The following is a 20,957-nucleotide window of genomic DNA, read 5'->3' as shown; positions in this document are numbered from 1 at the left end:
AAGAAACGTCAGGGAGCTACAGATAAGAAGAATGAGAAGGAGAGTAGACATCAGCACCTATCTGCAAGGGTTGCGATCGCCAGGATGATGCCGGTGGGTGTGAGTGCGTAACCCAACGTGGCAATAGCTGCCCCGACTAGAGCTAGCGTGCCTCCGCCGGTAGCAACGGCACTGATAATGAGCGATGCGGCTACTAGTGCGCCCCCTCCGATGGTCAGGATCGCGGCGAAAGCAGCGCAGGCGGTGAGCTGGCCAGTGGGGTCTGCGCGGTTGATCGGATCACTTGCTGCGAAAGCGTATCGGTTCCCGTTACTGGGACTGAGGGGGCTGTCGAGGGTGTCTTGCTGGGTCCAGGCGCCGATGTACGGGTTGTACCAGCGCTGCCCGAACTTCACGAGCCCAGTGTGGATGTCGTCGATACCGGCCTTGAAGGTAAAGGGGTTGGTGGGAATGCCGTCGCCGCCGCCGTCGTAGGAGACGGTGGTGGTGCCGTACGGGTCGACGGTCTTGACGAACGCTGCGGAATTGCCCGCAAGAAGGGCGAAGGGGTTGCCGGAGCCGTCGTAGGCGTACTGACCGAGTGCGTCGGATGGGGTAGATAGGGCGATGGGCTGCCCGGTCTTGGCGTCATTGACGACGTTTGCCCGGTTGCCGTTGCGGGTGGCGCTCGTGAGGGTGGGGTTGCCGTTCTGATCTGCACGGCCGTACTGATAGGTCCGCGTATCGCCACCCGGTGTCGAGAGCGACAGAAGCGACTTCTGGTCGGCGCCAGCGTATGCGTAATTGGTGGTCTCTGAGCCGTTGTGGACGGCCTGGGTCATCTGCTCCGCGGCGTTGTAGGTGAACGTGTACTCGGGTGCTGCGGTGAGGTTCCCGGCCCCGTCGTACGTGTACCCGGTGTTGGTGATCTGGTTCGCCGCGTTGTACGTCAGCGCCTGGTTGGTGGTGACTGTGCCGCCAGCGGTGGTGAACTTCGCCGAGGTGCGGTTGCCGCGGATGTCGTAGCCGAACTCCCAAGTCCCGGCTGTCGCGGATCCGCTACCGGTGGTGACGGTCTTCGTGACGCGGCCGCGGGTGTCGTAGGTGTAAGCGGTGCTCTGCCCAGAAACGTTGTCGGTGACCCACTGAATCTTGGAGCGGTCGTTCGCAGCCGTGGTGCCGCAGCTGGGGGAGGTGCTGCCGGCGTTGTAGCAGTAGTACAGGTCGTAGATCCGCTGGTTGTTGCTTGAGGACGGGCCAACCCACCCCTGGACCTCCTGGATACGGCCGCTGCTGTCATAATCGGCGTGCGTGCGGCTGGCCCAGGCGCTGTTGTCCGCGTTCGAATCGACGTAGGTGTCGGTGCGGCGTCCGGTGTCGGGGTCGGTGACGAACCGGATGGTCTCAGTGGTGTTGTTCGGCGCTGGCGTCGTGGTGGAGGTCAGTACACCGGAGTCGTCATAGGTCGAGGTGAGCGTGCCGTCCTGGTCCGCGTACGAGGTCTGGTTGCCCGCCTTGTCGTACGTGTAGGTGATGGCACTCAAACCGACAGTGTTCGCCGTGTTCGTCGTGGTAAGCAAGTTGCCGAGCTGGTCGTACGTGTTCGTGATCGTGCCGCCAGAGGACGCCTGGGTGAGCAGGTGTCCGGCGTTGTCGTACGTGTTCGTCACCGCTGCGGTGCCGTCGGAGAAACTGGTGGTGAGGACCCGGTCATTGCCGTCGTAGGCGTAGTTCGTCGTTCGGCCTGCACCGTCGGAGGCCGAGGCGATCCGGCCGAGTGCGTCGTACGAGTAGGTCCGGGCGGCAAGGCTGGTGCCGGTCACGGGGGTGACGGTCTTGAGCTGCTTGTTCTCGTACGCGTAGGTCGTCTTGTTCGTGCCGTTACCCGGGGCGGTGGCGGTGGCGACCTGTCCGGCCGTGTACGTCAGCGTCGACGTCGCGGCAGTGGCGCCGGCGCCGGCGCTACTCGTCAGCTGGTTACCGACAGGGTCGTAGGTCAGCGCCGAGGTGTTGCCGGCGTCGTCGGTCGTTGACGCCGGCGAGTACGCCGTAGCTGCCGGCGATGCGTTGTAGCTGGTGGACTGCGACGCCCCACCGGAGGAGGCAATCTTCGTTAGGGACTGGCTGCTGTTCGCCCCATATGTCGCGGTCGTCGTTGAAGCAGCGGACCCGGACCCGATGGTCGAGGTCGAGGGCTGCAGGTTCGCGCCGTTGTATGTCTTAGACCGCACGCGGCCGACCGGGTCGGTGACGGTGTTTACGAGCTTCTGCGTCGAGTTGATCGCGTACGTCGTGTGCGGCACCGACGCCACCGCGGTCGCGGTGTCCGTGTTCGGGGACGCGACCAGGGTCGACGTCGCCGACGCATAGCTCAGCCGCGTCGTTGACGCCCCTGCGCTACCGGCGGTGGTGTTGGACTGCAGCACCTGGGACACCTTGTGCGTGGTCCCGGAGTAGCTGATCGTCGTCGTCGCACCCGTCGGGCTCGTGATCCCCGTCAGGTCGTTACCGGAGTACGCGAACGTCGTCGTCTTCCCGGCACCATCGACGTAGGAGGTCAAGTTGCCGTTGGTGTCCTTCACCCACTTCACTGACCGTGCAGTCGAGCCGCTCCCCTGCGTCACCGTATACGCGCGCGTGGTCGCGTCGTACGCGCCGTTCGCGGTCTTTGCAGCCGCCGTCCCGGCGGTGCTGGTGATGGTCGTGGGCACGCTGGCGATGTTGGACATCGTCACCGTGTTGCCGTTCTTGTCCGCGACCGACACGGGAACACCGTTGGTGTTCGAAGTGATGACCTGCCCCGTGGTGGGGTCCGTCAGTGTGTAGGTCGGGTTCGTCGTGGCGGAGGCGACGAGCTTGCGGAGGAACCCGGCCGGTGCGGTGAAAGTCGTAGCCGTTGCCGAGGGGAAGTTCCACGTCGCGCCATCGGCGTCCGTGTAGACCACCGAACCGGACGCCCCGGACGAGAACGAGCCCGCGCCAGCGATCCCTGTCGTCCATCGGACTGCCTGCGCGGTGTTCGCGTTCGCCGTCTGCCACCCCAACGAGTTGTACGTCTGGGTGATCGCGTTCGTCCCGCTCGCACCCGGCAGCGACAACCCAGCGGTCGTGACCTCGAGGTTCCCCGTTGCAACGTCGACGGTGACGCCGACCTGGTCCGACACTGCGAACGGCAACGTCGTCGCCGACGGCCGCGCACCGGTCAAGCCGGTTGTCGTTGGACCCGTCGGGATCGCAGCGTGAGCGACTTCGGTGACACCGCCCACGAGGGCGACACTGACCGCGCCGACGAGCGCAACCTTCCAACCGAACGATGAATGGACAGCCTTACGGCGTGGAGCAAGAAGCACGGGTTCCCCTAGCGGAAGAGCACGATGACGCGGGTGATGAAACGTGGCCAAGACACCCCAGGGCCACTCGAATGGCGTGAAACGCCCGCACCACCCGTCGACCGCACTGTCAGCTCAGATGAGGGTTGTTCGAAACCTAGCCGCATTGACGATCCTTCCGCACCCCCCAAACGGGGGCATGCGGGAAACCGCAACCTCTCTACGCACGCGTCACCCGTGAGTTGTGGCGGGCCCCAATCCTGCAACGTCAGGCTCCCCATCGACGACGACTCACGAGATGAGCAGTGACGGTTCTAGATCTCGAGGTACCGGTAGCCACCTCTGTTCACGCGCACGTCGAAGTACAGGCCGACGTTCGCTCCGGCATCCTGCGCCGCGACGAAGCCCTCGAAGACGGATTGCGGAACCTCGAAGTAGAGCCGGACCGCACCCCCGACGAACTCCACCTCGAGCGCGCTCTCCTGCTCGTCGTAACCAACCGACACGAGGTTGCCGCCTTGAACAGGGACGCGCCTCACTGATCTACCGCAGACGTATGCGCGCTTGCGTCGCAGAGCAGGGCTTTCGGCTTAGCCTGCATCGGCCCACCCCGATGGGTGTTCGTCGTGTCCACGTCGTGAGCCTATTGGCTGTTCTCTCGCCAACGCAGCGATCGCTGACTGGAGACGCGTCCTGGACTGGCTACCGCCGGCTCCCCAGAACACTGGAGGCGACCGACGCAGCGAGCAAGCGCACGACCACCTTGGCGAAAGGTCGACAGGAAGAACCACCCTGAGGATGTGCCGAAAGCTTCAAGCGAGGGTTCCTTCAGCAGCGGTTCGCGGAAGGATGATGCTCCTGTCCCCGAACGAACCGCTGACGCTGACGCTGACGCTGACGCTGACGCTGACGCTGACGCTGAAAGGTACGGCACCATGGTGCCCTCAGGGCTAGAAGCGGGCATCTCTGTCGAGCTGGCGCCCTATGGGGCTACGTTCACCCCGACTGCAGCGCAGGTGCGTATCCCCGCGGTGCTCGCGTCCCTCTTTGGGCTGATTGATGGGCACCCACTGAGGTTCGACTTTCACGGACCGGAGAGGGGCACAGGCGACGCCTACGTTGTCTTGATGTTCGACCTGCGCACGAAGAGCGAAATTGGAAGCGCGTCTAGCTCGGTGGGCTTCAGGCAGGCTCTTGAGCACGTCGACTGGCCCAACGCGCTCGGCGCGCTCACGCACTGACCGCTGCCATTGCCGCTGCCGCTGCCGCTGCCGTCCGACGGAGCCCTCACTCGACTCGACGAGGCCGCGCGCTGTCGAGCCACCTCACTCGCATCGAGTCGAGGTCGATTGAGGCGAGATTGCCTGGTTGCTGGTTCTGGTTGAGCGCGTACACCGAGCGACCGTCGTCGTGGTGTCCTTCTGCCTGCAGGTGGTGATGGCCGTGGATCAGAAGCTGAGGTGCGACGCCGTGCCAAATCCGGGTGACTCGGTCCCTGCCGAGCGCGGTGTACGAACGGTCAGCGATGTTCTTCAGCGGGAACCTAGCGAGTTTCCTGTCGACGCGAGCTGTGCCTCCACGTGGCGCCTCATGGGTTATAACGACGTGCGGGTGCCCACGGCTGATACTCGTCTCCACCTCGGTGTCGGACGGCATCTCCTGTCGCCACCAGGTTGTTCCCTCCTTGCTGGTCGGCCGGGACATCGATCCAGCGCCGCCGAAGGAAAGGAACGATTTCCCGCCGATACGGAACCGATAGCCGCGTGGCAGCGCCCAGACGTCGCCATGGAGCCGGGTCGGCTCGCCTCGCGTGAAGTCGGCGCGCAACGCGAGGCGCGCCCAGCTGTCGTGGCTGCCGGGTGTGATGAGGATCCGCATCTGTCGTTTGGCCGCGAGTTCCGCCGCGCGAAGCAGGAACTGCTTGTTGGCGCGGGAGCCGTTCGTGAGGTTGAAGTCGCCAACGTGCAGCAGGGTTGTGGGCTGGGATGATCCTGCCGGGAAGCCTCCGTCGATCAGCCGCGGGATGTTGTCGGTGAGGTGTACGAGGTCGGAGTGCCAGTCCCCGGCGACCACGATCACGTGCTCGTCGGAGTTAGCGTCGAAACCTCGGTGCCGCCGAAGATCCCGCCCTTCCGGTTCGCTCGTCATGGCCGCTCCTCTCGACTGAAGGAGAGCCATGATAGGCACGTCCTAGGTATGAACGAAAGACCGAGCATTCAATTTTGCAGAGATCGCGAACAAAGTACGCATATGTCGCAATGAAAATACGCCGAGGCTAACTCGCAGCGTCATCGCGACAAGAGTACGCAATTGCATCGAGTTTTGTATCAAATACACCAGCCGGCATTCCCTACCGGTCGATTCGGACTTATGGTCGTCGCATGCACGATCCCCAAGACAGCGTGCCGCCCCCGCGGCGAGTAACACCAAGGCTGCGCCTTCGCTCGCCGTCGCTCTCGCTCGGAGGGCGCAGTCCGGGCGAGGAGCGCCGCCAAGCAGCCGCAAGGGTTCGGCCGCGTGTGGTATCCCTTGCTGCCACCCAGGGCGGGCTAGTCACGCTTGAACAGGTTGCTCGTATCTATGGGCGGGGAGCCGCCAAGCTTGGGCTCCGACGGCTGACGGACCTCGGGGAACTTCTCAGGGTGCGTTCGAACGTATGGGTGCATACAGCGGTTGACCGGCTACCGATCGGTGATCAGACGCTCGAGGCCGAGGCATGCTGGCTCGCACTTGAGCCGAATCTGACGCTGAGTCAGCGGACGGTTCGCGACAGAGGATCCGAGGACGTAATTGCTGTCATTGGCGGCGGCGCGGCGCTCGCTCGGTGGGAACTCGATGAACTCAGTTGGAGGGCTGAGCTGCTCGTCCCGGTCGCAGTCGATGGCGTGTTTTCAGACGGCGACGTCAAGGTGATCCCGTGCGAAGTCGACCGTGCCGACGTCCGCTGGGTTGGCGGTTACCCGTACCTCTGCCCGGAGGCCACCCTCGCCTGGGCGTACGACGCGACGGGCGATCTCGACAACGTTGCCGTGGCGCTGCGTGACGCAATGTGGCGGCTCTACCCTCTCCGCTCAGAACTGCTGACGTACCACCTGAGGGTAGTGGCGGAGAAGAACGGCTGGATGGACGACCGCTGGAACGCGGATCTCATCTACGAACGCCTGCTTCTGATTGCGGGAGATTGGCCCACGCCTTCGCGCGGACGGTATGGCGACGGATGGTGGAGTAACGCTGACCACGTGAGACGCGTACGGGAGCGCCATCCTGACTGGGTGGACATCAATGTGCTTCGCGAGTGGGACGACGAGTACAGGAGCGAGAAGGATGACTGACCCGCCGTGCATTCCCGCCAGCGGGGCGTGCGTACCGTCGGATGGTCGGCCAGCGGTGGCCTGTAGGCACCATCTGAACCCAGCGGAACGATCGTCCTGGGCAAACGCCTACGCATCTGCGAGCGTGTCGAACGCAGTCAAATGGTCAGTGGTGCAGCTGATCGCGGCTTCGCAGGAGACATCTGAGGTGTGCGAGGTGTTGGCGATAAACCGAGGTGAACTTGAGCGACTGGTTCGCGAGAACGACGTCCACTCATTCACCGTCGATGGTTTCCGGCTCTTTCCAGCATGGCAGTTCACGGAAGACGAAATGATCTCGTTCGTCCCCGAGATATGCAAGCGGACTGCCGGCATGTCCGCAGCGGTGCTGAGCGGCTTCATGAGCACAGTGCAGGGAGCCCTGTTGCACAGCGGGCAAGCGCTCAGCCCCCGTGACTGGCTCCGAACAGGGCAGGACCCCAATCGGGTCCTGCGCCAGCTGGACAGCCGACGGGATCGCTGAATAGCGCCTCGTACGTCCGTGCGCCTCGAAACTTCGGCCGTACTGGCCTACTGCGCGGACGTCTCATGCTGCGGAAGCTCGTGCTTCACGGAGTGCCGGGCGAGATGGCCAATCGAGGCGTCTGGTGTGGAGGGCTCACTGCACGTGCCGCCGTCGCGTGAATCGACGCCCGACTTCGCGCTTGCGCGTGACTTACGCCACCTACCTCTCGCGCGCCATCGGGCGAAGGGCTACCCGCCCTTCGGCGCAATACCTCCACACGTCCCACGCTTCTACCCAGGTAGCTCGCATGGCAGTAACGGGCCACTTTCCAACTCCGTATCGGAGCATCACTCTCAAGTGAAGTTGTAACTCCCACGCGGTGGCGGAAGGGTCACCCCTCACCGTGTGGCCAAGCGTGCTCACCCTCGCCGGTTCAGAACAGCACGGTGCTGCGTGAGCGCGACCGTGACGCTCGCGAGCGATGGCAGACCGGCTTTGCGGCCGCCAGCTACAAGCATCAAGCGCGGGCTGGGACCGGCCGCTGGGGCCGCCGACATCCGCTCCTGCGACGTCGCAGAAAAACGCACCCTCTCCGCAGAGCAACGCCGATCATAGGTCGCCCCTCCGCCGTTCGGCACCAGGCGGCGTATTCGTGCGGGTTCGCCTCTATCTCGCGCGTGAGCCCCTGTCTTCACGGGCAGCTCCCACCGGAGCAACAGGCCGCTTTCCACCGCATACGCGAGTATCTACTCCGGTAGCGAGATGGAGATCCGGCGCGGGAACAGATCGGTCACATAGGCTGCCGTCGTCAGGGCCTCCGGGCCCGCGTCCGCTCGCCGCGAATCCTCAGCCTTCCGCGACCGAGCGCACCTAGGCTGAGAGGACTCATATCTCCTAGGAAGAGGACACCATGGCCTTCAAGCCCGGTTTCGACCAGTCCCCCGCCTTCAACGCCCAGGGACCCAACACCTGGGGCGGGCGTGGCGCTGGTCAGCAGCAGGCCGGCTGGGGACAGACCCCGCAGCAGGCACAGGGCGGGATGACCCCCGAGCAGCTGCAGTACATGTACGACCGCCCGGCGGCATCGACGGTCGACACCGACCGCATGTCGTACGAGGACACCATCGTCAAGACGCTGCTCGCCTTCGGCGTGCTGCTCGTCGGTGCGGTGGCCGGTTGGAACCTGCCCCCGATCGTGTGGATCGTCGGCGCGATCGTCGGGTTCGTCCTGGCGCTCGTGAACACCTTCAAGAAGAAGCCGTCGCCGGGTCTGATCCTGACGTACGCTTTCTTCGAGGGGCTCTTCGTCGGCGGGATCTCGAACTTCTTCGAGTACAACTTCACCCAGACTGGCGGCATCGTCGCCCAGGCCGTGTTCGGCACCCTCGGGGTGTTCGCGGTCACGCTGCTCCTGTTCCTGTCGGGAAAGGTCCGTGCGACCCCGAAGGCCACCCGCTTCTTCCTCATCGCGATCGTCGGGTACATGGCGTTCTCGCTCGTGAACCTCGTCCTGATGTGGACCGGTGTGACCCAGAGCGCCTTCGGCCTCATGGGTGTGACGTTGTTCGGTATCCCGCTCGGCGTCCTCATCGGCATCTTCGTCGTGGTCATGGCGGCGTACTCGCTGATCCTCGACTTCGACCAGATCAAGACGGGCGTCCAGCGCGGCGCTCCGAAGATCTACGCGTGGACCGCGGCGTTCGGCCTCATCGTGACGCTCGTCTGGCTGTACCTCGAGATCCTGCGCATCCTCGCCATCGTCGCGAGCAGCGCGCGCAACTAGCACCACCGCGTCCACGAAGGGCCCCGGCGCTGTGCCGGGGCCCTTCGTCGTTTCCGGGGTGCTGTGGGCGGGAGCGGCGGCAGCGCCAGTGGTCGCAACACCCCGCCGGTCGCCCGGCGAGTGGTCACGAAGTGTCGCCCGGGCCGGGGCCAATCGACAGTTCGTGACCGCTCGGCACCGGGCCCGCGGGGTGTTGTCGCCACTCGACCACCCCCAGCAGCACCCATTCCCCCGGCAGCGCCGCCCCCGGACGCGCGGAGGCCCGGCACGCAGGGCGTGCCGGGCCTCCGGTCGTTCAGGGGAGCGTCACTCCCACTCGATCGTCCCCGGCGGCTTCGACGTGACGTCGAGCACGACCCGGTTGACGTCGGGCACCTCGTTCGTGATGCGGTTCGAGATCTTCGCGAGCACGTCGTACGGCAGGCGCGTCCAGTCCGCGGTCATGGCGTCCTCGGACGAGACCGGACGGAGCACGATCGGGTGCCCGTACGTGCGGCCGTCACCCTGGACACCCACGGAGCGGACGTCGGCGAGCAGGACGACCGGGCACTGCCAGATCTCCCCGTCGAGGCCCGCTGCGGAGAGTTCCTCGCGCGCGATCTTGTCGGCGGCGCGGAGCAGCTCGAGCCGCTGCTTGTCGACCGAACCCACGATGCGGATGCCGAGCCCCGGTCCGGGGAACGGCTGGCGGCCGACGATGACCTCGGGAAGGCCGAGCTCGCGACCGACGGCACGGACCTCGTCCTTGAAGAGCGCACGGAGCGGCTCGACGAGCTCGAAGGTCATGTCCTCGGGCAGGCCGCCCACGTTGTGGTGCGACTTGATGTTCGCGGTACCCGCTCCGCCGCCGGACTCGACGACGTCGGGGTAGAGGGTGCCCTGCACGAGGAACTTGACCTCGCCGTCGTCGCCGTCCCCACGCGCCTCGAGCACGAGTGCCTCGGCCGCGGCCTCGAACGTGCGGATGAACTCGCGCCCGATGATCTTGCGCTTCTGCTCGGGGTCGCTCACACCGGCGAGGGCGTCGAGGAACTGCTGCTCGGCGTCGATCGTGATGAGCCGGACACCGGTGGAGGCGACGTAGTCCTCTTCGACCTGCTTGCGCTCGTCGGCGCGGAGGAGCCCGTGGTCGACGAAGACGCAGGTGAGCTGGTCACCGACGGCCTTGTGCACGATGGCTGCGGCGACGGCGGAGTCGACACCGCCGGACAAGCCGGCGATCACGCGGTTCGACCCGACCTGGGCCTGGATCCGGGCGACCTGCTCGTCGATGACGTTGCTCGAGTTCCAGTCGCCGGGCAGACCGGCGGCGCGGTGCAGGAAGTTCTCGAGGACGGCCTGGCCGTGCTCGGAGTGCTTCACCTCGGGGTGCCACTGCACGCCGTAGAGCTTGCGCTCGTCGGACGCGAAGGCCGCGACGGGGGTCGACGCGCTCGACGCGAGGACCTCGAAGCCCTCGGGGGCCTTCGCCACGGAGTCGCCGTGCGACATCCACGTGACCTGCGACCCGGGCTGGCCACCGAGCAGGACGCTGTCGGTGCCGCTGACGTCGACGGACGTCGCGCCGTACTCACGCAGGCCGGTGTTCGCGACCTCGCCACCGAGGGCGGTCGCCATGGCCTGGAAGCCGTAGCAGATGCCGAGCACGGGGACGCCGAGGTCCAGGATGTCGCCGTCGAGGGACGGTGCACCTTCTTCGTACACGGACGACGGACCACCGGACAGCACGATGGCTGCGGGGTCCTTCGCGCGGATCTCCTCCGCCGTGATGGAGTGCGGGACGATCTCGCTGTAGACGTTCGCTTCACGGACCCGACGCGCGATGAGCTGCGCGTACTGGGCCCCGAAGTCGACGACGAGGACGGGACGCTGTTCGGTCTCGCTCACCGAGCGGCCTCCTTCTCACGCTGCTGGGCAGCGATCAGCTCGTGGTAGGTGTCCATGGCCTTCTGCTGCATGCGGTGTTCGACCACGAAGGACATGAACGGGATGATGCCACCGAGGGCGATGAGCAGGAAGCGGGAGGGCTTCCAGCGCATGATGCTCCACAGACGGAAGTCCGTGAAGAGGTAGAGGACGTACAGCCAGCCGTGCGCGATGAGGATCGCGATCGACAGGTTGAACGTGCCGGGTGCTTCGCCGGCCGTGCCGTTCGGCACGAAGAACGGGCCGTTGCCGAGCTGCATCTCGAGCTGGAGCGGCGTGTACTTGATGATGACCTCGATCACGAGGGCCAGCAGCAGCACACCGGTGATGTACGCGGAGACGCGGTACCACTTCACCGCACCCGGGATCTTCGGGATGTCGCGGGTTCGGACGGTCAAGGCCATGACGACCAGCCTACCGTCGGTCCGCGAGGGCCCCGTCGACGCTGAGGGCAGCCTCACGCCGCTCCTCTTCCTCGCGCTCCCAGGCGTCCTTCACGAACCGGTACCAGAGGAACACCGCGAAGCCGGCGAAGACGACCCACTCGATCGCGTAGAACAGGTTCAGCCAGTCGAACTGGACCTCGCGCGACGGCGCCCGGTCGGCGATGGTGCCGAGGTCGGCGGCCTGCGCGGTGGCACCGTCGGCGACGACGTACCCGAGGTACATCCGGTCGTCGAACGCCTTCCAGGTGTTCACGAAGCGCGCGGGTGCCACGGCGGAGTACTCCGCCTGCTTGTAGGTGTCCTGGTCGGGCGACTCGGCGGGGTAGTACCGGCCCTGAACCGTGAGCGTCTGCCCGTCCGTCAGGCGGTCACCACCGGCGACGGCGGCCGACCGTTGGTCGGACCACCCGATGACGACCGGGAGGCTCGCCCCACCATCCGAGTCCACCAAGTGCCCGACGGTCTGGTACGTCCCACCCCCGGTGCGGCCGGTCAGGATCGTGGTGTCGCCGGCGACGAACGTGCCGGTGACGGTGACCTTCTGGCCGGCGATGGTCTCGCTCGCGGGTTCTTCCGGGGCGGTGACCGCATCGAGCGTCTTGCGGGTCTCGGTGGTCGCCGGCAGCGGCTTGCCGTTGGCGATGCTCCGCTCGAGCTGCCACTTGCCCAGCCCGGCGAACACCGCCGCGAGCACGAGCGCCAGCAACAGCAGCGCGATCCACCTCGGTCGTCGGGCAACGGCCCACATCTGTATCAGTACTCCGGATCGCGCTGTCGGACCGGACGCTCAGGGCGCTCGGTGGGGATCTCGACGGGCGACGTGACGGGTTCGTCGGTCGCCTCCGGTGACCCATTCTCCTGCTCGTCCCTGCCAGCGGCCTCCACGAGCGCGAACTCCTCCGCGAACTGGCGGTCCCGCTCGGCACGGCGGACCGCGGCGGCGGACGCTGCTTCGGCTTCCTCGGCCTCCGCTGCCTCGGCGGCGGCAGCCGCAGCGACCGCTCGGCGGCCACCGAGTCGTCCGCGCAGGCGGGCGAGGCGGGCGGGGCGCACCACGAGGCGGCCGATCCGCTCCGAGTTCACCGCGAGCAGCGGCCCGAGGATCGCCATGACGAGGACGTAGAGGCCCGCGAACGCGGTGATCCGCGCCTCCAGTCCGGCGGCAGCCGAGAGCGTCGCGAGGATCAGCGCGAACTCGCCACGGTTCACCAGGATCACGGCGGTGTTGATCCCCTGTTGGACGTTGAAGCCGTTCATGCGCGCGACGATCTGCCCGGCGACCGCGTTGAGCACGACCGTCATGCCGATCGCACCGAGGACCGGCCAGAGCACCTCGCCGAAGGTCGACAGGTCGAGGCCGAGGCCGAAGTTCACGAAGAAGAACGCGGCGAAGACGTCACGCATCGGCAGGGCGAGCTGTTCGATGCGGTCGCGGTACCGGGTCGCTCCGCAGAGCAGGCCGATGACGAACGCGCCGATGGCGTCGGTCACGCCGAGCAGGTCGCCGATGCCACCGAACATCACGGCGAGCCCGAAGAACAGCACCGTGAAGAGTTCGTCGTCACGCGTCGCGAAGATCTTCGACACCCACTTGCCGGCGAACCGGGCGAGCGTGAACATCACGATGAGGAAGCCGAACGCGAGCGCGAGCTTGCCGACGACGGCCCAGGCGTTCGTGTCGCCGGACAGCACGACGGACACGATCGCCAGGTAGATGGCGATGAAGACGTCCTCGATGACCGTGACGCCCAGGATCATCGGGGTCTCGTCGTTCGCGAGTCGTCGCAACTCGATGAGGAGCTTCGTCACGATCGCGCTCGACGAGGTGGCCGTCATGCCAGCGATGATCAGGGCTTCACGGGTGCCCCAGCCGAGCGAGAACCCGAACGCGAACCCGACGCCCATGTTGATGACGACGTAGGTGCCGCCCGACACCAGGAGCTTGCCGGCGTTGCCGTAGAACTCCTCTTGGTCGAACTCCAACCCGAGGTTGAACAGCAGCAGGATGAGCCCGAACGTCGCGATGAGCTCGATCGTGTGCGACTCGACGTTCAGGCCGATCCACGGCGTGTGCGGGCTCGCGATGAGCCCGACGATCATGTAGATCGGGATCGCCGGCAGACCGATGGTCTTGCCGAGCCGCCCGAGCACGTAGGCGATGACGAACAGCACACCGATGGTGAGCAGTTCACCGCCCAGGTGCATGCGCTAGCTCTTCCGCGGGGCCTCGGCCGATGCGGCCGCAAGCTCTCCGCTGCGGTAGAAGGAGAAGGCCTTGGCGACCTTCTCGGGGGAACCGGCGACGACGATGGTGTCACCGGGGAAGACGACGAAGTCCGGCGAGGGTGCCGGGTTGGCGCTGTCGCCACGGACCACGGCCACGACGGTCAGGCCGATGAAGCCGGAGTCGTGCAGGTCGCCGAGCGGCTTGCCGGCGATCGCGTCGTCGTAGTCGACCGAGAACCAGTCGATGGACAGCCCGGGGATCTCGTCGAGCTTGTCGAGGCCCTCGGTGATCCGGGTGCCACCCAGGAGTTCGGCGAGGGTGTGCGCCTCGTCCTCGCTGAGGCGCAGCGAGACCTTCTCGGACTTGTCGGCGCCGTCGGAGACGTCGGCGAACGAGATGAGGTCGGAGTGACCCGACCGGTGCGTGATGACACCGCACTTGCCACCGTCGTCGGTGTAGAAGCTGTGCAGCACGCCGACTCCGGGGAGTTTGACGCGATGGACGTCGACCATGATGGCTCCCTTTTCGAGTACGCCCATGCTAACCACCGCACGGCCCCGCGCATTCCGGTCGCTACTGTTCTTTGGATGGGGAGAACTCGGATCGTCGTCGGGGTCGTCGGGACGCTGGTCGTCACGCTGTACGCGGGGTTGCTGGCGCTCAACGCGCTCGTACTCGATCCGCTCGGCGCGGTGCCGGGGCAGTCGCTCGGTGCGATCTACGGCCACCTCGACGCGCAGGGGTACCGGGTGCGGACCGACGTCGTGGCCGTGCTCGTGATCGCGGCGGTCGGCATCGCGTTGGCGGTCACGGTCCTGATCGTGACGCTGGTCCGGCGGACGACGGCGCACTTCGCTGCCGCCTGGCTGCTGGCGATCGTGGCCGCCGGCGCCGTCCAGGTGTTCGGTTCCGGTTTCCAGCTCGGGATGGACGTGGCCGACGGCTACGGCATCGGCGGCGAGGACCACACCATCTGGGCCGGTGTCCTCTACGTCACCAGCCTCGTCGCGCTGCTCGCGATCCCAGTCGTGCTCGTCGTCGGCGAGCGACGCCGTGGCCGCGCCGTGTCGGGGACGCTGGGGGCCTGACGGACGCACCACGGGCCTCCCGTCCAGAGTTCCCGGTCTGGGCCCACGCCGCCGGTTCCGGGGCGACGCGCCAGCGGCGTCACGGCCGTGCCGGTGGGGAGAGGCCCGTGGCCGCGTCCGCAACGCGGGTCGCTACTCCGGCTCGCTCGTCTTCTCCCCCACCACCTGCTCGTCGGACGCCTTCGCGCCCTCCGCGCCGCTGCTGCGGCCGCCGCCCACGACGACGTCGTCCTCGTCGAAGCCGAACGCGATGTCCGGTGCCTCGAGCCGCACTCGGTCCGCGCTCTCGTCGTCGGGCTGCAGCTGCGACTCGCGTTCCGCGGCCACACGCTTCAGGTAGTTCGACACCTCGTGTTCGGTGGTCTCCTGGTCCCAGCCGAGCACGTCGGCCATGAGCTTCGCGGCGACCGGGGCCGCCGACTCGCCGCGGTCCCAGGCCTCGATCGAGATGCGGGTGCGGCGGGCGAGGACGTCCTCCAGGTGCAGGGCCCCCTCGTGCGAGGCGGCGTAGACGACCTCGGCACCGATGTAGTCGTCGGCTCCCGGCAGCGGCTCGGCCAGGGCAGGGTCGTGCTCGACGAGCTGCAGCACCTCGGTGGCCAGGGTGCCGTAGCGGTTCAGCAGGTGCTCGATGCGGACCTTGTGCACGTTGAAGCTGCGGGCGGTCCGTGCGCGACGGTTCCACGCGGCCGGGTAGCCCTCGGCCCCGAGCAGTGGGATGTCCTCGGTCGTCGACGCCGGGATCTTGCCGTCCATCGCGGCGACGGCCTCGTCGATGGCGTCCTTGCCCATCACCCGGTAGGTCGTCCACTTTCCGCCGGCGACCACCACGAGCCCGGGCACCGTGTGGGCAACCACGTGCTCGCGGCTGAGCTTCGAGGTCTGGTCGGACTCCCCCGCCAGCAGGGGACGGAGTCCGGCGTAGACGCCCTCGACGTCCTCGCGGGTGAGCGGGACGCGGAGCACCTTGTTGACGTGCTCGAGGATGTAGTCGATGTCGGCCGCGGTCGCCGCCGGGTGTGCCTTGTCGAGGTACCAGTCGGTGTCGGTCGTGCCGACCAGCCAGTGCCGGCCCCACGGGATCACGAACAGCACGCTCTTCTCGGTGCGCAGGATCATGCCCATGTTCGACTGGAACCGGTCGCGCGGGATGACCAGGTGCACGCCCTTCGACGCCCGCACCTTGAACTGCCCGCGGGTGCCGATCATCGCCTGGGTGTCGTCCGTCCAGACGCCCGTGGCGTTCACGACCTGCTTCGCGCGGATCTCGAACCGCTCGCCGGTCTGGATGTCGTGGGCCTGCGCGCCGACCACGCGCTCCCCGACCTTGATGAAGCCCTCGATCCGGATCCGGCTCGCGGCGTGCGCGCCGTAGGACGCCGCCGTGCGGACGAGCGAGGCCACGTAGCGGGCGTCGTCGACCTGGGCGTCGTAGTAGGTCATGCCGCCGACGAAGGCGTCCTTCTTGAGCGACGGCATCGAGCGGAGCACCTGCGTGCGGCTGAGGTGCCGGTGGTGCGGGACCCCGGGCGGACGACCGCCGGACCAGCTGAAGGCGTCGTACATCGCCATCCCGATGCCGATGTAGAACCGCTCCCACACGCGGTGGTTGAGCGGGTAGAGGAAGCGCACCGGCTTCACCAGGTGCGGGGCGATCCGCTGCAGCAGCAGGCCGCGTTCGATGAGGGCCTCGCGCACGAGCCCGAAGTTCAGCTGCTCCAGGTAGCGGATGCCACCGTGCACGAGCTTCGACGAACGGCTCGACGTGCCGGAACCCCAGTCACGGGCCTCGACGATGCCGACGGTCAGGCCGCGGGTGACGGCGTCGAGCGCACTGCCCGCACCGACGATGCCGCCGCCCACGACCAGGACGTCGAGTTCCTTCGTCTTGAGGGTCTCGATCGCCGCCGCGCGTTCGTCGGGGCCGAGCTTGGCCGCGGGGTCGAACCCCGCCCCCGGCACGACGTCGCCAGGACGTCCGGCCGAACTGGTCTGCTTCGTGGTGCTGGACTTCGCCATCGTCGCCTCCGGGTCACGGTCGGCGCCGAAGCGTCACCCGCGTCGGTGCGCGGGTGCCACCAGGATCACTGGTGGTACGGCGCCACGACCACTTCTACTCGCTGGAACTCCTTGACGTCGGAGTATCCGGTCGTCGCCATCGAGCGGCGCAGCGCACCGACGAGGTTGGCGCGACCGTCGAACGTCGGGGTCGGGCCGTTCAGCACGTTCTCGAGCGGGGCGATCGTGCCCACCTCGACCCGGCGGCCGCGGGGCAGCTCCGGGTGGTGCGCCTCGGCACCCCAGTGGAAACCGCCACCCGGTGCCTCGGTGGCACGGGCGAGCGCGGTGCCGAGCATGACGGCGTCCGCACCGACCGCGATCGCCTTGACGATGTCGCCGGCGGTGTCGAGACCGCCGTCGGCGATGACGTGCACGTAGCGGCCACCCGACTCGTCGAGGTAGTCACGACGGGCACCGGCGACGTCGGCGACCGCGGTGGCCATCGGTGCGTGGATGCCCAGCGCGGCACGCGTGGTGGACGCAGCACCGCCGCCGAAGCCGACGAGGACACCGGCGGCACCGGTGCGCATGAGGTGCAGCGCCGACGTGTACGTCGAGGCACCGCCCACGATCACCGGGACGTCGAGCTCGTAGATGAACTTCTTGAGGTTGAGGGGCTCTTCGTTCTGCGACACGTGCTCGGCCGAGACCGTCGTGCCGCGGATGACGAACAGGTCGACACCGGCGTCGACGACCGTCTTCGAGAACTCCTGCGTGCGCTGCGGGCTGAGCGAGCCGGCGACCGGCACCCCGGCGGCACGGATCTCGGCCAGGCGCGCGGTGATCAGCTCCGGCTTGATCGGCTCGGAGTAGATCTCCTGCATGCGCTTCGTGACGTTGCCGTCGGTGAGCGACTTGATCTCGTCGTAGTAGGGCGTCGGGTCCTCGTAGCGGGTCCACAGCCCCTCGAGGTCGAGGACGCCCAGGATGCCGAGCTTGCCCATCTGGATCACCGTGGCCGGCGACGACACGGAGTCCATCGGCGCGGAGAGGATCGGCGACGCGAAGGTGAACGCGTCGATCGACCACTGCACGCTGACGTCGCGCGGGTCACGCGTGCGCCTGGAGGGGACCACCGCGATGTCGTCGAACGCGTACGCCCGACGTCCGCGCTTGCCTGCACCGATCTCGACTTCGCTCACCCGGCAAGCCTACCGGGCAGGTCCGGGGGCGTGCACGGACCGGACGGTGCGGACCGGACGGCGGGGCGCGGTCAGCGGGGGCGGCGCGGGGTCCGGCGTCGCTTGCGGAGCACCCGCAGCACGAAGCCGAGCAGGAGCGCGAGCACCACGAGCACGACCAGGAGCGCAGCCGCCACCTTCACGAGCAGCGCCGCACCGACGAACAGCGCGATGAAGACCACCCACACCAGGGCGTCCATCGCACCCGCCGACAGTCTCTGCACCTGCGGAACGATACCGACCCGGCGGACGCGGGGCGGGCCTCCCGTCAGAACCGGAGCCGGCCACGCCCCGGGGTGGGCCAACAGACGACCGCATGCAGGAGCGGGGCCGTGCGGCGCGAAGCGACCACGCACGGCCCCACCCGTCGCGGATACCACCCCCACAGCGGTACCCGCAGTCGACACAGCGCGCTAGCGCCCCGCGTCGACGTCCTTGGCGAGCGTCCCGAGGTACAGCTCGATGACCTTCGGGTCGTCCGCGAGTTCCTTCCCCGTGCCCGAGTACGCGTTCCTCCCCTGGTCGAGCACGTACCCACGATCGCAGATCTGCAGACAGCGTCGCGCGTTCTGCTCCACCATGACGATCGACACACCGGCCTTGTTGATCCGGCGGGTCCGCAGGAACGTCTCGTCCTGGCGCACCGGGGACAGCCCGGCACTCGGCTCGTCGAGCAGCAGCACCTTCGGGTCCATCATCAGCGCACGTGCCATGGCGACCGACTGCCGCTCGCCGCCGGACAGGGACCCCGCCCGCTGACCGCGGCGCTGCGCGAGCACGGGGAACAGGTCGTAGATGACCTCGAGGCGCTCGGCGAACTTGCGGGGCCGCAGGTACAGCCCCATCTGCAGGTTCTCCTCGATGGACAGCGACGGGAACACGTTGTTCGTCTGCGGGACGAAGCCGACGCCGGCCTGCACGAGCTTGTTCGCCTTGAGGTTCGTGATGTCCTCACCCTGCAGCGTGACCGACCCCTCGCGGATCGACACGAGACCGAACAGGGCCTTGAGCAGCGTGGACTTGCCCGCACCGTTCGGCCCGATGATCCCGATCAGCTCACCGGGGTAGCAGTCCAGGTCGCAGCCGTTCAGGATGTTCACCCCCGGCAGGTAGCCGGCGACGAGGTTCTTCGCGCTCAGCACCGGCTCGCGTTCCAGCGTGGCGGTGCTCGCCTTCGGCGCTTCCGGACTGGAGGCGCTGCTCGCGTTCGTGGGGTCGACTGCGTCCGTCATCGGGTCTTCTCCTCTGCTGCTGCGTCCGCCGCGTCTTCTTCCGCGACTTCCTCCGCCAGTTCCTCGAAGGTCTCCTCGGTGAGGAGCGAGTCGTCACCCAGGTCGGTGTCGTGGTGCGCGCCCAGGTACGCGTCGATGACCGCCTGGTCGTCCATCACGGTGTCCGCCGGCCCCTCGGCGACGACCTTGCCCTCGGCCATCACGACCACCCAGTCCGAGATGTGCCGGACCATGTGCATGTCGTGCTCGACGAACAGCACGGTCATGCCGTCGTCGCGAAGGGACTGGATGTGCCCGAGCAGCGACTGCGTCAGCGCGGGGTTCACGCCCGCCATCGGCTCGTCGAGCATGATCATCGTCGGGTCGGACATCAGCGCCCTGGCCATCTCGAGGAGCTTCCGCTGGCCGCCGGACAGCGACCCGGCGTAGTCGTCCGCCTTGTCGTCGAGCTTGAAGCGGGCGAGGAGGTCCTCGGCTTTCGCGGTGATCTCCCGCTCGCGCTTCGCCCACACCGGCTTGATCAGCGCGGCGAAGAAGTTCTCGCCGGGCTGGTCGCGGGCGCCGAGCAGCATGTTCTGCATCACGGTGAGCCGCGACAACGCCTTCGTCAGCTGGAAGGTGCGGACCATGCCTCGGTTGGCGATGTGGGTCGCGCTGGTCTTCTGCAGCGTGGCGCCGTTGAACTGCGTCCGGGCGCCGGGGCTGGGCTTGTCGAAGCCGGTCAGCAGGTTGAAGAAGGTCGTCTTGCCGGCGCCGTTCGGGCCGATCAGGGCCGTGATGGAGCCGCGCTGGACCTCGAGGTGGTCGACGTCCACGGCGGTCATGCCGCCGAAGTGCCGGGTGACGCCGTCGACCGTGAGGATCGGGTCGGCCTTCGTGTAGCCGTAGGTCTCAGACACTGAACGTCAGCTCCTTCTTGTTGCCGAGCAGGCCCTGTGGTCGGAACACGATCAGGAGCATGAGCGCGACGCCGACGAGCACGTACGAGAACTGCTCGGCCTGCTGGGCGTTCATGATCGAGTCGGGGATGAAGTCGCCGGCCAGGGTGCGGATGAAGAGCCGGACGACGAAGAACAGCACCGCGCCGAGCACCGGTCCGAACACCGTCGCGGCACCGCCGAGGATGAGTGCCGTCCAGATGAAGAACGTCATCGAGCGGCCCATGGCGTCCGGTTGCACCGAACTCGGCAGGACGTAGATGATCCCCGCCAGCGCTCCGAGCGCACCACCGAAGACGAGCGCCTGCATCTTGTACGAGTAGACGTTCTTGCCGAGGGAGCGGACGGCGTCCTCGTCCTCGCGGATCGCCTTCAGGACACGGCCCCAGGGGCTGCGCATGAGCAGGAAGAGCACGAAGGTGAACAGCGCGACGAGGGCCCAGGCGGCGATGCGGATCCACCAGCCGTTGACGCCGTTGTTCGCGTAGGTGAACCAGAGGATGGTCGTGGTGCCGTCCGGCAGCGGGCTCAGGGCGGTGAACGGGTCGCGGTAGCTCGATCCGGTGATGCCGTTGGAGCCACCCGTCGTCGTGGTCAGCAGGCTGGAGCGGCCGACCATGCGGATGATCTCGGCGCCGGAGATCGTCACGATCGCCAGGTAGTCGCCGCGCAGTCGCAACGTCGGGACGCCGAGGATGATCGCGAACACGATGGCGACGAGCAGGGCGATGAGCACGGCCATCACGAACGGCAGCCCGTTCGTGATCGAGATCGCGAAGCCGTAGGCGCCGAGCAGCAGGAACGCCGCCTGCCCCATGTTCACGAGCCCGGTCAGGCCGAAGTGCACGTTCAGTCCGATGGCTGCCAGGGCGAACGCCGCCGTGGTCGGGGCGAGGGCCTCCTGGGTGAGCGAGGACAGCAGGTTGAGGATGTAGTCCATGCGCGTGCTCC

19 protein-coding genes are annotated in these 20,957 nt (G+C 67.2%); 5 read left to right on the top strand and 14 right to left on the bottom strand.

The window, feature by feature from the left end; all coding sequences use genetic code 11:
- Positions 1 to 50: 50 nt before the first annotated feature.
- The gene (locus tag EDF23_RS06205; protein WP_165901026.1) at positions 51 to 2,414 is read right to left on the bottom strand and encodes an RHS repeat-associated core domain-containing protein; all 2,364 of its coding nucleotides are present in this window, start codon (positions 2,412 to 2,414) and stop codon (positions 51 to 53) included.
- Between the two features lie 136 nt (positions 2,415 to 2,550).
- On the opposite strand from EDF23_RS06205, the gene EDF23_RS19140 reads away from it, so the two are divergent.
- Complete coding sequence (locus EDF23_RS19140) at positions 2,551 to 2,805, top strand: hypothetical protein (RefSeq protein WP_165901025.1); 255 nt, start codon at positions 2,551 to 2,553, stop codon at positions 2,803 to 2,805.
- Positions 2,806 to 3,622: 817 nt separating this feature from the next.
- On the opposite strand, the gene EDF23_RS06200 is transcribed toward EDF23_RS19140, so the two are convergent.
- Both EDF23_RS06200 and EDF23_RS06195 read right to left on the bottom strand, forming a co-directional pair.
- Entirely contained in the window at positions 3,623 to 3,814 is a 192-nt protein-coding gene (locus tag EDF23_RS06200) for a KTSC domain-containing protein (RefSeq protein WP_165901024.1), read from the bottom strand.
- 781 nt (positions 3,815 to 4,595) lie between these two features.
- Complete coding sequence (locus EDF23_RS06195) at positions 4,596 to 5,456, bottom strand: metallophosphoesterase (RefSeq protein WP_131921088.1); 861 nt, start codon at positions 5,454 to 5,456, stop codon at positions 4,596 to 4,598.
- Positions 5,457 to 5,689: 233 nt separating this feature from the next.
- Here EDF23_RS06195 and EDF23_RS06190 point away from each other — a divergent pair, with 233 nt between their 5' ends.
- The 3 genes from EDF23_RS06190 to EDF23_RS06180 all read left to right on the top strand — a co-directional run bounded on the left by EDF23_RS06190 (position 5,690) and on the right by EDF23_RS06180 (position 8,907).
- Entirely contained in the window at positions 5,690 to 6,640 is a 951-nt protein-coding gene (locus tag EDF23_RS06190; protein WP_123339497.1) for a type IV toxin-antitoxin system AbiEi family antitoxin domain-containing protein, read from the top strand.
- Positions 6,641 to 6,764: 124 nt separating this feature from the next.
- Positions 6,765 to 7,142 carry a hypothetical protein gene (locus tag EDF23_RS06185; RefSeq protein ID WP_131921087.1) on the top strand — a complete coding sequence of 126 codons (378 nt, stop codon included), beginning with the start codon at positions 6,765 to 6,767 and terminating at the stop codon, positions 7,140 to 7,142.
- A gap of 892 nt (positions 7,143 to 8,034) precedes the next feature.
- Positions 8,035 to 8,907 (top strand): Bax inhibitor-1/YccA family protein, encoded by an 873-nt coding sequence (locus EDF23_RS06180; protein ID WP_111083414.1) that lies wholly within the window; start codon positions 8,035 to 8,037, stop codon positions 8,905 to 8,907.
- Between the two features lie 306 nt (positions 8,908 to 9,213).
- Here EDF23_RS06180 and guaA read toward each other — a convergent pair whose 3' ends face one another.
- The 5 genes from guaA to EDF23_RS06155 are packed head-to-tail and all read right to left on the bottom strand — an operon-like array spanning position 9,214 to position 14,018.
- A complete protein-coding gene (guaA, locus tag EDF23_RS06175; RefSeq protein ID WP_111083415.1) occupies positions 9,214 to 10,794 on the bottom strand; it encodes a glutamine-hydrolyzing GMP synthase in 1,581 nt (526 codons plus the stop codon).
- Entirely contained in the window at positions 10,791 to 11,237 is a 447-nt protein-coding gene (locus EDF23_RS06170) for a DUF3817 domain-containing protein (protein ID WP_111083416.1), read from the bottom strand. Before EDF23_RS06170 ends, guaA begins: the two co-directional genes overlap by 4 nt.
- A 10-nt stretch (positions 11,238 to 11,247) precedes the next feature.
- Complete coding sequence (locus EDF23_RS06165) at positions 11,248 to 12,027, bottom strand: SURF1 family cytochrome oxidase biogenesis protein (RefSeq protein WP_123339494.1); 780 nt, start codon at positions 12,025 to 12,027, stop codon at positions 11,248 to 11,250.
- Between the two features lie 5 nt (positions 12,028 to 12,032).
- On the bottom strand, positions 12,033 to 13,484 hold the full coding sequence (locus EDF23_RS06160; protein ID WP_111083418.1) for a cation:proton antiporter: 1,452 nt from the start codon (positions 13,482 to 13,484) through the stop codon (positions 12,033 to 12,035).
- A 3-nt stretch (positions 13,485 to 13,487) separates the two neighbouring features.
- Positions 13,488 to 14,018 (bottom strand): TrkA C-terminal domain-containing protein, encoded by a 531-nt coding sequence (locus EDF23_RS06155; protein ID WP_071260110.1) that lies wholly within the window; start codon positions 14,016 to 14,018, stop codon positions 13,488 to 13,490.
- Positions 14,019 to 14,093: 75 nt separating this feature from the next.
- Between EDF23_RS06155 and EDF23_RS06150 the strand changes: the two genes are divergently transcribed.
- Positions 14,094 to 14,594, top strand: a complete 501-nt coding sequence (locus EDF23_RS06150) for a hypothetical protein (RefSeq protein ID WP_131921085.1) — start codon at positions 14,094 to 14,096, stop codon at positions 14,592 to 14,594.
- Positions 14,595 to 14,726: 132 nt separating this feature from the next.
- Here the strand turns inward: EDF23_RS06150 and EDF23_RS06145 are convergent, their stop codons facing one another.
- The 6 genes from EDF23_RS06145 to EDF23_RS06120 form a co-directional block, all read right to left on the bottom strand.
- Complete coding sequence (locus tag EDF23_RS06145) at positions 14,727 to 16,613, bottom strand: glycerol-3-phosphate dehydrogenase/oxidase (RefSeq protein ID WP_131921083.1); 1,887 nt, start codon at positions 16,611 to 16,613, stop codon at positions 14,727 to 14,729.
- A 65-nt stretch (positions 16,614 to 16,678) separates the two neighbouring features.
- Positions 16,679 to 17,797: a GuaB3 family IMP dehydrogenase-related protein gene (locus EDF23_RS06140; RefSeq protein WP_123339491.1), complete on the bottom strand. Its 1,119-nt coding sequence runs from the start codon at positions 17,795 to 17,797 to the stop codon at positions 16,679 to 16,681.
- A 71-nt stretch (positions 17,798 to 17,868) separates the two neighbouring features.
- Positions 17,869 to 18,060, bottom strand: a complete 192-nt coding sequence (locus EDF23_RS06135; RefSeq protein ID WP_123936942.1) for a hypothetical protein — start codon at positions 18,058 to 18,060, stop codon at positions 17,869 to 17,871.
- 189 nt (positions 18,061 to 18,249) lie between these two features.
- Positions 18,250 to 19,068, bottom strand: coding sequence for an ABC transporter ATP-binding protein (locus EDF23_RS06130; protein ID WP_123293180.1), 819 nt, complete (start codon positions 19,066 to 19,068; stop codon positions 18,250 to 18,252).
- Positions 19,065 to 19,967, bottom strand: coding sequence for an ABC transporter ATP-binding protein (locus EDF23_RS06125; protein ID WP_123293178.1), 903 nt, complete (start codon positions 19,965 to 19,967; stop codon positions 19,065 to 19,067). The genes EDF23_RS06130 and EDF23_RS06125 overlap by 4 nt, the downstream gene beginning before the upstream one ends.
- Positions 19,960 to 20,946 carry a branched-chain amino acid ABC transporter permease gene (locus EDF23_RS06120; protein ID WP_123293176.1) on the bottom strand — a complete coding sequence of 329 codons (987 nt, stop codon included), beginning with the start codon at positions 20,944 to 20,946 and terminating at the stop codon, positions 19,960 to 19,962. The genes EDF23_RS06125 and EDF23_RS06120 overlap by 8 nt, the downstream gene beginning before the upstream one ends.
- Positions 20,947 to 20,957: the final 11 nt, after the last annotated feature.

This window comes from Curtobacterium sp. PhB128 (assembly GCF_004340725.1).
Lineage (GTDB): Bacteria > Actinomycetota > Actinomycetes > Actinomycetales > Microbacteriaceae > Curtobacterium.
The sequence above is the reverse complement of the archived record's forward strand: the minus strand, read 5'-3'. Positions and strand labels throughout refer to the sequence as shown.

Coding starts and splice junctions, on each gene's coding strand:
- EDF23_RS06145 (WP_131921083.1), bottom strand. CDS start 16,613: ATGGCGAAGTCCAGCACCACGAAGCAGACCAGTTCGGCCGGACGTCCT.
- EDF23_RS06170 (WP_111083416.1), bottom strand. CDS start 11,237: ATGGCCTTGACCGTCCGAACCCGCGACATCCCGAAGATCCCGGGTGCG.
- EDF23_RS06155 (WP_071260110.1), bottom strand. CDS start 14,018: ATGGTCGACGTCCATCGCGTCAAACTCCCCGGAGTCGGCGTGCTGCAC.
- EDF23_RS06190 (WP_123339497.1), top strand. CDS start 5,690: ATGCACGATCCCCAAGACAGCGTGCCGCCCCCGCGGCGAGTAACACCA.
- EDF23_RS06120 (WP_123293176.1), bottom strand. CDS start 20,946: ATGGACTACATCCTCAACCTGCTGTCCTCGCTCACCCAGGAGGCCCTC.
- EDF23_RS06160 (WP_111083418.1), bottom strand. CDS start 13,484: ATGCACCTGGGCGGTGAACTGCTCACCATCGGTGTGCTGTTCGTCATC.
- EDF23_RS06195 (WP_131921088.1), bottom strand. CDS start 5,456: ATGACGAGCGAACCGGAAGGGCGGGATCTTCGGCGGCACCGAGGTTTC.
- EDF23_RS06150 (WP_131921085.1), top strand. CDS start 14,094: ATGGGGAGAACTCGGATCGTCGTCGGGGTCGTCGGGACGCTGGTCGTC.
- EDF23_RS06165 (WP_123339494.1), bottom strand. CDS start 12,027: ATGTGGGCCGTTGCCCGACGACCGAGGTGGATCGCGCTGCTGTTGCTG.
- EDF23_RS06180 (WP_111083414.1), top strand. CDS start 8,035: ATGGCCTTCAAGCCCGGTTTCGACCAGTCCCCCGCCTTCAACGCCCAG.
- EDF23_RS06130 (WP_123293180.1), bottom strand. CDS start 19,068: ATGACGGACGCAGTCGACCCCACGAACGCGAGCAGCGCCTCCAGTCCG.